The following is a 12,017-nucleotide window of genomic DNA, read 5'->3' on the forward strand; positions in this document are numbered from 1 at the left end:
CCGGGCCGTACCAGGTTTCCCCGGCCTCACCCCTGCGAAAGCAGCGAGATCAAGCATAACGGACAACCTGTTGAAAACACCAATCGACCAAGGACGGGGCCGTAAAACCCCGGGGCGCCATGGATTGCCGGTCCCCCACATGATGCGGAAATCACGCGAGAAGCGTCCCGAAATGATGCAGGCCGGCGAACTTTTCCGGCGTTCCAGCCGTTGTGGAATAAGGCCATTCACAGTCTTGCCCAGTAGTATCGGGGTTGAAGACAGGCTTCTCGCGTGCGCTCCAGCCACTGCGGGGATTCGTCTTGGCTACTGATACTGCAGGGTCAACGAAACGGAAGGAGAAGGACCATGGGCTTGCTTGACAGGGTTGAGCGTGGCATCGAAAAGGCCGTCCGCGGCGTCTTCTCTACAGGGTCGAGGGCACGGGTGGAGCCGGTGGAGATAGCCAGTAAGCTTCGCCGTGAACTGGACAACAAGTCCATCACTATTTCGGCCGGCCGTACCTTGGCACCCAACGTCTTCGATGTGCTCTTGAGCGATGAAGACTTCGCGCGCGCCCAAGACTGGGGAACTCCCCTGGCCGAAGAATTGTGCGACGTCGTCATCCAGCACGTGCGCAGCCAGGGTTATATCCTGCAGGGTCCGGTACGGATCTCCTTCCGTCACGACGATGCCCAACGCGAAGGCCATTTCGAAATCACGTCCCGCACGGAGAAATCCGACGGGGCTGCCGCGCCTGCGGCTCCTCGGCCCGTTGTCCCCGCCGCACCGAGCCGCGAGCCCACACGGCTCCAGCCTGTCCTGGACATTGCCGGACAACGCTATTCCCTCAACGCGCCTTCCATCGTGCTGGGCAGGTCATCCGAGGCCGACATCCTGGTCGACGATACCGGCGTCTCTCGCAAGCACTTGGAAATCCAGACGGCGGACGGAGTCATCCGCGCCGTCGACCTCGGTTCCACCAACGGAAGCTACGTCAACGGCCACAAAGTGGACGGCAGTGTGGAACTTACTGACGGATCCACCATCACCATGGGACGGACCAAGATCATCTTCAGACTTCTCCCCCAGCCCTCTGGTGGGCGCCCGTGAGCGACATCAGCGAACTGACCATCACCGCGCTCCGCTTCGGCTTCCTGCTGTTGCTGTGGATACTGATCTTCAGCATCGTCTCGACCATGCGTCGCGATCTGGTGGTCGGCCGCAAAGCAGCCATGGGAACTCCGACGGCGCGCGAAGTACGCAAGCATCCGGAACTCGCCCCCGCGCCACCCCAGCCCGTGAAGCAGCAGGCGCACCAGCTCGTCGTCGTCGAAGGGCCGCTCAAGGGGACCACGCTTCCTTTGGCCGCGAGCCCCATTCTGCTGGGCCGCGCACAAGAGGCCACGTTGGTCCTCGAGGATGATTATGCTTCGGGCAGGCACGCGCGCTTGTTCCCCCAGGGCAGCCGATGGTTCATCGAAGATCTTGGCTCCACCAACGGCACCTACCTCGCCGATCAGCAGTTGACCCGCGCCCTGCCGGTGGAGCTTGGTGTCCCCGTGAGGATCGGCAAGACGGTCATCGAATTGAGGGCGTAGCCCATGGCTTCCCCCCAGGCTTCCGAGGGCAAGGCCCTGCCTCCGGAACTCCCCCTCATCATGCGTTACGCGGCGCGGTCCGACGTCGGGCGTGTCCGCTCGAAGAACGACGACTCCGCGTATGCCGGCCGGCACCTTGCCGTCGTCGCGGACGGCATGGGCGGGCACGCGGGCGGGGACGTCGCCTCAGCCTCCACCGTGCTGGACATGATCCACCTCGATCACGATTCCTACCCGGACGGCGCGGAAACAGTCCTGGCAGACGAAATCCAGACCGCCAATTCCCTCCTCTCCGAGCTCGTCCACGTAGACCCGAAGCTCGCAGGCATGGGCACCACGGTCACGGCCCTGCTGCTCGAAGGCAGGCGGCTGCACTTCGCGCACATCGGCGATTCCCGCGCCTACCGCCTGCGCAATGGCAAATTCGAGCAAATCAGCGTGGACCACACTTTCGTCCAGAGGCTGATCGATGAAGGCCGGCTGCGCCCGGAAGAAGCCGAAACACATCCGCACAAGAACGTCCTCATGCGCGTTCTGGGCGACGTGGACGCCAGCCCCGAACTGGACCTGGACGAGCTCGACGTCGAACCGGGCGAACGCTGGCTCCTCTGCTCCGATGGCCTGAACTACGTCCAAGGGGCGGTCGTTGAGCAAGTAGTCCGCGAAACCAAGGACCTTGCCGAATGCGCAGAGCTCCTCGTTGAGCTCACGCTCGCCAACGGCGCTCCGGATAACGTCACCGTGGTGCTGTTGGAAATCGTCGAAGATACCGGCGACAACCTCAGCACGGCCGCCGTCGACGTCGTCCAGGAAGCGCCAGCGCTGCCGAAAGCGGCCGAGGCGGGAACGGCCGCGCCGGGCACGGACGATCACGGCAGCGAAGCGAACGCCCCGGCCAAAGAGTCCGGATCCAACGGCCCCACAGCGGGCCGGGTCACGCGGCCGGAAACACCGTCCGACGCCCGGCCTTCCGCCGCCGCGGCAAGACCCACTGCCGCCACCGAGCCCGCAGCGGCGGGTCCTGGAAAACCCGCCGGGACTACTGAGCCTCCGACGGCGACAGACCCGCACCTTGGCGAGCACTTGTCGGCGGAGATCCTTCGCGAAGAACTCGCAAGCCGTCCGCACGAACTGGTCGGCGCGGCCGCGACCGCGGCCGATACGGGTTCGATCCCGACCATAGCCGGACGCAGCGTTGCGCGCCGGGCTGCCACGGTGCTGACCCACAAGGCTGAACAGGACCGCCAGGATACACAACCGCTTGTCGCGCGGAAGCGGCGCTGGTTGACGCCGGCCATTGCTGCCGTCCTGGCCATTTTCGTGGTTGCCGGGCTGTGGCTCGGCTATGCGTGGACCCAGACACGCTACTACGTCGGTGAGTCCGACCAGCACGTCGCAATTTTCAACGGCATTTCCCAGAGCCTTGGCCCGTTCCAGCTCTCGAAGGTAGAGGCCACGACGAACATCCGCATGGACTCTTTGCCTCAATACACGCAACAAACCCTTCGCCAGACCGTTCCGGCACGGGATCTCGCCGATGCCCAGCAGATCGTGAAAAGCCTGCAGGAGAACGGCACCACCGGGCTGCCGGCAAATTGCCCCACAGGCTCAGCCAAGCCGACGGCAAGCGCCAGCCCCACGGCAAGCCCCACGCCGGCAAGCGCGACCCCTTCGAACCCGCCAACATCGTCACCCACGTCAACGGCGGTCCCTACGTGCGCGGTGTCCCCATGATTCTGGCCATAACCACACCCAAGCCGCGCCGGAACGTCGAGCTCGTCCTGCTGGTCCTTGCCCTTGCCGTGGGAATCGGCGCCAGCGCCATGGTCGGGCTCAACAGTCCGGCTGCTTTCGACGGCGATTTCTGGTTCCAGTCGAGTCTCTTGATCGTGGCGGCATTCGCTTTCCACATGATCCTCAGGTTCCGCGCAAAATATGCCGATCCGATCATCCTTCCGATCGTCGTTGCCCTCAACGGCTTGGGACTGGCCCTCATCCATCGCATGGACCAGCCAGGCGAGGATACGGGTAATAACCAGTTGCGCTGGACCCTCCTGGCCATGGCCGTCTCAATTGTCGTGATCTGGTTCCTCAAGGACCACCGCCTCCTTCGCCGCTTCACTTTTATCTCGCTGGCGGCCAGCGCAGTCCTCCTTGTACTGCCGATCGTTCCCGGTATCTCCGCCGGCGAGGTGCTGGGTGCCAGCGTCTGGATCCGGATCGGTCCCATGACTTTCCAGCCAGGCGAAATCGCCAAGATCACCCTGGCTATATTCTTCGCAGGTTATCTTTCCTCCAACCGGGACCTCATCCTGCTTGCCGGCCGCAAAATCGGCCCCATGCAATTGCCGCGCTTCAAGGATCTTGGCCCCATGATCACCGCTTGGCTCGTGAGCATCGGCATCCTCGTGTTCCAGCGGGACCTTGGCACCTCGATCCTTTTCTTCGGCTTGTTCATCGTGATCATTTACGTGGCAACAAGCCGAATCAGCTGGGTGGTCATCGGCGTCATACTGATCCTTGGTGGCGGATTCCTGGCGTCCAGGTTCTTCTCGCACGTCGCATTCCGCCTGGACAGTTGGTGGAACGCCTTCACCCCGGAAGTCTTCGACCGGTCCCCGGGCGGCAGCGGACAGATCGTCCAAGGCCTCTTCGGCATGGCCGACGGCGGCCTCGGAGGCACAGGGCTCGGACAAGGCAGGCCGGATCTGGTGCCGTTCGCCAACAGCGACATGATCGTAGCCCTCATCGGTGAGGAACTGGGACTGATCGGTCTCTTTGCCGTCGTGATGCTCTACATGCTGCTTTTCACCCGCGGGTTCCGGGCGGCTCTTGGCGCGCGGGACGCGTTCGGCAAGCTCTTGGCTTGTGGCCTTTCCTTTGCCATAGCGTTGCAGTGCTTCGTGGTGATCGGCGGCGTCACGCGGCTGATCCCGTTGACGGGGCTCACCACTCCGTTCCTTGCGGCAGGCGGTTCTTCCTTGCTTGCCAACTGGATCATCGTGGGCTTGCTGCTCATGATCTCGAACACCGCGCGCGGCCCGGTGGACACTACGCCCAGTACCCATGCCCCCACAGAGGCGGTGCAGACCTCATGAACCATTCCATACGCAATTCGTGGATGGCCGCAGTTGCCATGTTCGCCCTACTCTTTGGCGCGATCAGCTATGTCCAGGTCATCGGCGCCGGCGACCTCAATGACAATCCGTGGAACCAGCGCGCCGTCCTGGCGAACTACTGCAACGACCGCGGTGCCATCATCGTGGGCGGCAAGCCAATTGCCGAATCCGTTGCCGGAGACGAAACCTGCAAGTACCAGCGCAGTTATGCCCAGCCGGAGCTCTATGCGGGGATCACGGGCTACTTCTCCAGGACCTACGGGTCCACCGGGCTTGAGCAGCAGCTCCGGGATGAGTTGGCCGGCAGCTCCGACCAACTCTTCCTGGACCGTGTGAGCCAGATTTTCCTCGGCAGCCAGCCGAAGGGCGCCTCGGTGGAACTGACCCTCGATCCCGTGATCCAGAAGCTCGCCTACGACCTCATTCCCGACGGTCAGCGTGGCTCGATTGTCGTCACCAACCCGAAGACGGGCGCTATCATCGCCATGGTTTCCAAGCCGTCCTATAATCCCAACCTGATCGCCACGCATGATCCCGCCAAGGAAAAGGCCGGTTACGACCAAATCAACCAGGTCCCCGGCATCAACCTCAACCAGTCCGTGAGCGGACCCACCGGCGAGCTGTTGGCGCCCGGTTCCGTGTTCAAGCTCGTCGATACCGCGGCTGCCTTGAGCTCCGGGAAGTACAACAAGGACAGTGTCTTGCCGAACCCGGACAGCCTGCCCTTGCCCGGTTCGAGCGCCTCGCTGCCCAACTATGCCGGCGGCAACTGCTCAACCCGCAACACCGCCGATTTCCCTTTTGCCTTGGAGCAGTCGTGCAACACGCCCTTCGCCAGCATCGCCCTGGACCTGGGCCAGCAAGCCATCGCGGACCAGGCCAGCAAGTTTGGCTTCGGACAGGATTTCGGGGACCAGCTCAAGCTTCAATCCGCGGTCAGTATCTTCCCCAAGAATCTGGACCAGGCAGCGCTGGCCCAGTCCGCCGTCGGGCAGCGTGATGTCAGGGCCACTCCGCTGCAAATCGCCATGATGACCGCCGCTATTGCCAATAAGGGCGTCCAGATGAAGCCGAACCTCATCAAGACTGTGCGGGCACCTGACCTGCGTGTCATCAGCGAGCCCAAGGCCGAGGCGCTGCGTACTTCCACCAGCCCTGATATCGCCAGCCAGATCACACAATGGATGACCGACGTCGTATCCAAAGGCATTGCGAGCGGCGCCGCGGTACCGGGAGTCCAGGTGGCAGGCAAGACCGGCACGGCGCAACTCGGCGATTCAGGTTTGAACAACTCATGGTTTACCGGGTTCGCCCCGGCCGACGACCCGCAGGTAGCCGTCACCATTGTCATGGAAGGCGTTGATGTGTCTACCGGCGCAAAGCTAACCAGTCCGAACGCGAAGAAGATTTTTGAGGCGGTGTTGAACAAGTGAGGCCTACGTCAGGAATCACCCTCGGCGGCAGGTTCCAGCTGACCAGTCGCATTGCGATTGGCGGCATGGGAGAGGTCTGGAGGGCCAAGGACCAGATCCTTGGCCGGATCGTCGCCATCAAGGTACTCAAAGAGGAATACACGGGTGACCCCGGGTTCCTCCAGCGGTTCCGCGCCGAAGCCCGCCACACCGCGTTGCTTAATCACGTGGGGATCGCCAACGTCTTCGACTACGGAGAGGAAGACGGCTCCGCCTACCTGGTCATGGAATTGGTGCCAGGTCAGCCGCTGAGCAGCATCCTGGAACACGAGCAGGTCCTTTCCCCGGACCGCACCCTGTCCATCATTTCCCAGACCGCCCGGGCGCTGGCCCCCGCGCATGCCCAGGGCCTGGTGCACCGGGACATCAAACCGGGCAACCTCCTGATCACGCCGGACTTCCGTGTCAAGATCACCGACTTCGGTATCGCCCGCCTCGCGGACCAAGTTCCGCTCACGCAGACCGGCCAGGTCATGGGCACGGCCCAGTACCTGGCTCCGGAGCAGGCCACGGGACAAACGGCCACAGGCGCCTCGGACATATATTCCCTGGGGATTATCGGCTACGAGTGCCTTACAGGGCATCGTCCGTTCTCCGGTGAATCCCAGATCGCCATTGCGCTGGCCCAGGTCAACGACGCCCCGCCGCCGCTGCCTGAAACCCTGCCCACCCCGATACGCGCCCTGCTGATGTCCATGCTGGCCAAGGATCCGAAGAACCGTCCTGCAAGTGCCATCAAGCTGGCTGAAGCCGCGGAAGCGATCCGCGCCGGCGATATCGCGACGGCACACGCGGCCGTGCCGGGGATGTTGCTGTTCGAATCCACCACGGGCCCCATCACTGCGCCTACGGACATTGCCACCGCGCCCACTGGCATTGTCACCTCGCCGTACGGCAGGGAAGCACGGTCGACGTCGACGTCGGCGCTCCCGGTGATCGGCGCCGCCGCTGCGGGAGCCGCTGCTGTAGGGGCCGCAGCCGAGGGTGGAAATCCGCTGTCCCGTGCCAATGCCCTGGCCGCCGAACGCAGTTTGGATCAGGCCGACGAGCACAACCAGTACATCCATGAAGAAGAGGAGTACCAGGAGGAGCCGCAGCGGAAGAAACGCAGCCCGTGGAGATGGCCGCTCATTGCGCTGATCGTGCTCGTGCTGCTCGCCGTCGTGGGGGCGATCCTGACCCAGTCCGGGCTGTTCTCACCCAGCAGTCCAGCGCCGGCGAGCAGCACTTCTCCGTCCCAGGTCTCAAGCGCGCCGCCAACCTCGGCAAGTCCGAGCCCCACGGAGACCTCGGCCACCCCGACGCCCACCACGCCCACCCCCGAGACCATCAACCTGATCCCGGAGCAGTACAAGGGACAGCCGTACGACAAGGTGCGCTCGGACCTCAATGCACTCGGCCTCGTGGTCAGCGGTGTCCAGGTCTTCGATCCATCCACGCCCGGGACTGTCATCGACATCAATCCTTCGGGCCCCGTGGCCAAGGGATCGACCATCACGGTGAGCTACTCCAAGGGACCGCAGATGGTCACAGTGCCGACCATCGGCAAGGGAGCCACCGAATCACAAGTGCAGGCTGCCATCGAAGGTGCGGGCCTGCGCTGGGTGACCGGAGCCCCCGTTGACGGAGCAACGGGCCAGGCCCCGGGAACATTCGTCAGTTCCGATCCTGCGGCCGGGCAGAAGATCCCCGCCGGGTCCGTCGTGACCTATCACCTGTCCAAGTCGGCCACGAACCCGTCTGCTTCTCCTAAGACACCGTAGGACACCATGCCAACCGGACGCTCCACCCCCGCCCACAGAGAGGACAGCACTCCAATGACATCCCAGCGCGTCCTCAACGGGCGGTACGAACTCGGTGAATTGCTCGGTCGTGGCGGCATGGCCGATGTCTACAAGGGCATCGACACGGTGCTCGGACGAACCGTAGCGGTGAAGCTGCTCCGTGCCGATCTTGCCCGCGATCCGCAGTTCCATGCCCGCTTCAAGCGCGAGGCACAGGCAGTGGCGGCCCTGAACCACTCCTCGATCGTTGCCATCTATGACACCGGCGAGTACACGGTGTCCGGTGGACCGGGCGAGGACGTCCGCGTCCCGTACATCGTGATGGAATACGTGTCCGGCCGGACTGTCCGCGACCTGATCCGTGCCAAGGAACTGGACATCGATCAAGCCATCGAGTTCATCCTTGGCGTCCTTGCCGCGCTGGAGTACAGCCACAAGGCCGGGATCGTGCATCGCGACATCAAACCGGCCAACGTCATGGTGACCGGGGAGTCAAACGATGTGAAGGTCATGGACTTCGGAATCGCCCGGGCGATGGCCGATTCCGCGGCAACCATGACCCAGACGCAGGCCGTCGTTGGTACTGCCCAGTACCTGTCGCCCGAGCAGGCCCTCGGCGAGACCGTGGATGCCCGCAGCGATCTGTACTCTGCGGCGTGCCTCCTGTTTGAAATGCTGACGTCCCGCCCCCCGTTCACGGGCGACAGCCCTGTCTCGGTGGCCTACCAGCACGTCCGCGAGATCCCGGAGCCCGCCAGCACCTTCAATCCGGCCGTTTCGGAGGCACTGGACAGTGTCCTGGCCAAGGGCCTGCAGAAGAATCGGGCCGATCGTTTCCAGGATGCGGCCGCCTTCCGGCGTGCCTTGCGTGCGGCCAAGAACGGCATTGCAGTCCCGGCCCTTGCTTCCGGAACGCCCACGGACGTCCAGGACGTGGTGCCGTCGACACGGCAGATTCCCGAACATGGCTTGGTGCGCGGCCTGACGGGCGCCGAATTCCTGGACAGCACTCTGAGCCTAGGATCGGGCAACGGCCAGGCCGCCGGCGACCAGGACATGCTGGCCCTCCAGGCCGGCGAACCGGAACCTGAAGCAGACCACGACGGCGCCATGCCGCTTGGTTTCGCCCCTGAACGCGAGCGGACCGCCCGGCAGAAGTCCCGCCGTCGTGCGTGGACCGCGGTGGTGGTTATTTTGGTGCTGCTGGTCTTGGCCGGCGGCGGATTCTGGGTCTACAGCACGGTGAACCAGAAGCCGGCTCCGCCCGCGTTGATCGCGGTACCGCAGGTCGTCGGTATGAGCGAGGCCACGGCATTGCAGACGCTTTACGGCGCCAATCTCAGCCCGGAGTCGCACCATGTCCCGGATGACAAGGTCCCCAAGGGGGCGGTGATCAGCACCGACCCCGGCGTGGGGTCCCAAGTGGCGCCGAAATCGCAAGTCATGCTGAACGTTTCAGACGGGCCGCTCTCGGCGACTGTCCCGGCAGGCCTGAGCGGCCTCACCGAAGCCGCGGCCCGCGACCTCCTGCGTCAGGCCGGCCTCGTAGGCGGGTCAAGTACCTTGGCCAATAGTGCGACGGTTCCCGCGGGCTCCGTCATCAGCACCAAACCGGCTTCCGGGGCTGTGGTTGGGGTGGGCAGCACGGTTGACTTGGTGGTGTCCACGGGCAAGGTATCCGTGCCTCAACTCGTTGGTTTGAGCGAGGCCGATGCCGAAGCGCTGCTCAAAACGAACGGTCTGGCCATCGCGGTCACCGAACAGGAGAATTCGCAAGTAACCCCAGGCAAGGTGACGAGCCAGGGCGATGCTTTCAATTCCCTCGTGGAGCAGGGCAAGACCATCAGCGTGATTGTCGCGAAGGCTCCCGTCCCGTCACCGAGTCCCACTCCGACGCCTACGCCGTCTCCGAGCGACACCAAGGGCGGCGGAGGCTTGGGCGGATTAGGCGGCTAGCGCTGGATCAGGGGGCTCAGGGTGGCTGCACGGGCGGCCGCCCCGGACATCCCGAGTGATTCGAGCCAGTTGCCGAGCATGAGGTAGCCACCTTCGGTGAGCACCGATTCCGGGTGGAACTGCACACCGCACAGCGGAGCCGAACGGTGCTGCAGGCCCATGACAACCCCGCTGGCGGTTTCGGCCGTGATTTCCAGAACGTCGGGAATGCTTTCCCGGACAGCCGCCAGGGAGTGGTAGCGGGTGGCCGTCATCGGCGAGGGCAGACCGGCGAAAACGCTCTTGCCGTCATGCTGCACAGGTGATGTCTTGCCGTGCATCAGCTCTGGTGCGTGGGTGACAGTCCCGCCGTAGGCTTCGGCCAGCGCCTGGTGTCCGAGGCAGACCCCGAACATCGGCTTGTTGTTGTCTCCGCACCACTTGATCAGCTCAATGCAGACGCCGGCTTCGGCTGGGGTGCCTGGGCCGGGGGAGATCAGCACGCCGTCGCGCGCGTCCGCCAGTTCGATCGCCTCGGCGAGGGTGACGTCGTCGTTCCGGACCACTGTGGTTTCCGCACCGAGTTCCTGCAAGTAGCCGACCAGGGTGTAGACGAAGCTGTCGTAGTTGTCCACGACGAGGATTTTTGTTGTGCTCATGGCTGCTTTGCTGAACCAATCGTTGAGTCGGTGAAGGTAGTGAACTGTGACATCCAGGGGAAGAGGAACTGGACCATCAGGACAAGCGCGCATGCCACGAGGGCCGCTGATGTCAGGATACGCACCCAAAGGGGTCCCGGAAGGTGGCGAAAAATCCATCCGTACATGGCTTAACCCTTCCCGCGCGTCTGGGCGACTTGCTTGGCGATCTCCTGCGGTGGGCCGGCGGAGGCGGGTTGCCAGCTTTCCAGCAAGGAGTACGCGATGATGCGTTCTTCCGCACCGAAGCGCGGATTGCAGCTGGTCATGGTCAGGTAGCTTTCGGTAGGCGTCGCGCCGGGCTGTGTGGGGACCGGAAGAAGGACGTCCGTCCGCGAAGGCAGCACGATCTGGTTGTTACGGAAAACGTACGTGTAGTAACCGTCTTTGGTCTGCACATAGATCTTGTCGCCCGGTACCAGGAGATGGATGTTGTCCAGCACCGCGCCATGGGTCTGGCGGTGTCCCGCGACGGCGAAGTTGCCCGGGGCTCCGGGCATGCTGGTGGTCCCGTAGTGGCCGAGGCCCAGCGTGTCCAGAATGTCTGAGCCGGTTCCCTCGATGATGGGCCGCGAATAGTCCGGGCCGAACCGCGGAATGTACATGATGCCGATCATGCCGCCGTGCTCGGGAGCCTCGGCAACCACGGGCTTCCCGTAGTCGGGCGGTGCAGCAGGGTTGGCAGGGGCAACCGGCGCCACAGGTCCCGCAAAACTCTTCGCAAAACCCTGGACGGCCTGGCTTTGCTTGGCATCGGCTTCGACGTTGGTCCACCACAGCTCCCAGGCCACGAAGAGCAACAGGATGAGTCCCGCGGTGAGGAGCAGCTCGCCCACGATCTGGACGACCTTGCGCACTATGTCGCCCGTGCTGGGCCGCCCCGTGCGCCTCGCCGAGCGCGGCCGGCGGGGACCCTCCGCGCCGGTTCCTGTGCCGTCGTCCGGCACGGCAGCGGCTTGCTGCGTCTGCTGCTGCGCCACTGGATCTCCTCTTTACAGGCGCGGATGCCCGACGACGAGCAGTCTCCGAAATCCGGCTAGACTTGACTGCTAGAACGAACCCCGGAATTGCCGCGCGCGTTGACCGCTGGAATTTTCCTTCCTGCAGGATATCAAGCTGGCGCGTGGCCTTTCATTCAGCCGGCCAAGGAGGATCCGTGCCCGAGTCCAAGCCCCGCAAGAGGGCCGCCCGCCCCACCGAAGCGGCCACCGCACAGCAGTACAAGCCGAACCCCATCTGGTACAAGCCAGTCATGTTCGGTCTCATGATCATCGGCCTGCTGTGGATCATCACGTTCTACATCACGAGCGGCCAGCTTCCCGTGCCCGCATGGGCGTCCTGGAACATCGTGGCAGGCTTCGGCATCGCGATTATCGGCTTCCTTATGACTACCCGCTGGCGCTCCTGAGCGGCGACCTCACATTTCGGC

10 protein-coding genes are annotated in these 12,017 nt (G+C 63.9%); 8 read left to right on the forward strand and 2 right to left on the reverse strand.

Features of this window, described 5'->3' with window-relative positions:
• Window positions 1-348: 348 nt before the first annotated feature.
• From ABD742_RS22215 to pknB, 7 genes are read left to right on the forward strand one after another with little or no spacing between them, the layout of a single operon-like run.
• Window positions 349-1,092, forward strand: coding sequence for an FHA domain-containing protein (locus ABD742_RS22215; protein WP_234753003.1), 744 nt, complete (start codon window positions 349-351; stop codon window positions 1,090-1,092).
• A 5-nt stretch (window positions 1,093-1,097) separates the two neighbouring features.
• Window positions 1,098-1,580 carry an FHA domain-containing protein FhaB/FipA gene (locus ABD742_RS22220; RefSeq protein ID WP_234753040.1) on the forward strand — a complete coding sequence of 161 codons (483 nt, stop codon included), beginning with the start codon at window positions 1,098-1,100 and terminating at the stop codon, window positions 1,578-1,580.
• A gap of 3 nt (window positions 1,581-1,583) precedes the next feature.
• Complete coding sequence (locus ABD742_RS22225; protein WP_234753002.1) at window positions 1,584-3,314, forward strand: PP2C family protein-serine/threonine phosphatase; 1,731 nt, start codon at window positions 1,584-1,586, stop codon at window positions 3,312-3,314.
• Entirely contained in the window at window positions 3,311-4,678 is a 1,368-nt protein-coding gene (locus ABD742_RS22230; RefSeq protein ID WP_234753001.1) for an FtsW/RodA/SpoVE family cell cycle protein, read from the forward strand. Before ABD742_RS22225 ends, ABD742_RS22230 begins: the two co-directional genes overlap by 4 nt.
• The gene (locus ABD742_RS22235; protein ID WP_234753000.1) at window positions 4,675-6,132 is read left to right on the forward strand and encodes a peptidoglycan D,D-transpeptidase FtsI family protein; all 1,458 of its coding nucleotides are present in this window, start codon (window positions 4,675-4,677) and stop codon (window positions 6,130-6,132) included. Before ABD742_RS22230 ends, ABD742_RS22235 begins: the two co-directional genes overlap by 4 nt.
• Window positions 6,129-7,934, forward strand: coding sequence for a protein kinase domain-containing protein (locus ABD742_RS22240; protein WP_234752999.1), 1,806 nt, complete (start codon window positions 6,129-6,131; stop codon window positions 7,932-7,934). Before ABD742_RS22235 ends, ABD742_RS22240 begins: the two co-directional genes overlap by 4 nt.
• Before the next feature lie 6 nt (window positions 7,935-7,940).
• Window positions 7,941-9,911 carry a Stk1 family PASTA domain-containing Ser/Thr kinase gene (gene pknB, locus ABD742_RS22245; RefSeq protein WP_425547590.1) on the forward strand — a complete coding sequence of 657 codons (1,971 nt, stop codon included), beginning with the start codon at window positions 7,941-7,943 and terminating at the stop codon, window positions 9,909-9,911.
• Here pknB and ABD742_RS22250 read toward each other — a convergent pair.
• Both ABD742_RS22250 and ABD742_RS22255 read right to left on the reverse strand, forming a co-directional pair.
• Entirely contained in the window at window positions 9,908-10,549 is a 642-nt protein-coding gene (locus ABD742_RS22250; RefSeq protein WP_234752997.1) for an aminodeoxychorismate/anthranilate synthase component II, read from the reverse strand. The genes pknB and ABD742_RS22250 overlap by 4 nt on opposite strands.
• A gap of 170 nt (window positions 10,550-10,719) precedes the next feature.
• Window positions 10,720-11,568, reverse strand: a complete 849-nt coding sequence (locus ABD742_RS22255) for a class E sortase (RefSeq protein ID WP_372460962.1) — start codon at window positions 11,566-11,568, stop codon at window positions 10,720-10,722.
• 176 nt (window positions 11,569-11,744) lie between these two features.
• Here ABD742_RS22255 and ABD742_RS22260 point away from each other — a divergent pair, with 176 nt between their 5' ends.
• A complete protein-coding gene (locus ABD742_RS22260; RefSeq protein WP_234752996.1) occupies window positions 11,745-11,996 on the forward strand; it encodes a cell division protein CrgA in 252 nt (83 codons plus the stop codon).
• Window positions 11,997-12,017 lie beyond the last annotated feature (21 nt).

Source organism: Arthrobacter ramosus, from assembly GCF_039535095.1.
Lineage (GTDB): Bacteria > Actinomycetota > Actinomycetes > Actinomycetales > Micrococcaceae > Arthrobacter > Arthrobacter ramosus.

Coding starts and splice junctions, on each gene's coding strand:
- ABD742_RS22215 (WP_234753003.1), top strand. CDS start 349: ATGGGCTTGCTTGACAGGGTTGAGCGTGGCATCGAAAAGGCCGTCCGC.
- pknB (WP_425547590.1), top strand. CDS start 7,941: ATGCCAACCGGACGCTCCACCCCCGCCCACAGAGAGGACAGCACTCCA.
- ABD742_RS22225 (WP_234753002.1), top strand. CDS start 1,584: ATGGCTTCCCCCCAGGCTTCCGAGGGCAAGGCCCTGCCTCCGGAACTC.
- ABD742_RS22250 (WP_234752997.1), bottom strand. CDS start 10,549: ATGAGCACAACAAAAATCCTCGTCGTGGACAACTACGACAGCTTCGTC.
- ABD742_RS22235 (WP_234753000.1), top strand. CDS start 4,675: ATGAACCATTCCATACGCAATTCGTGGATGGCCGCAGTTGCCATGTTC.
- ABD742_RS22230 (WP_234753001.1), top strand. CDS start 3,311: ATGATTCTGGCCATAACCACACCCAAGCCGCGCCGGAACGTCGAGCTC.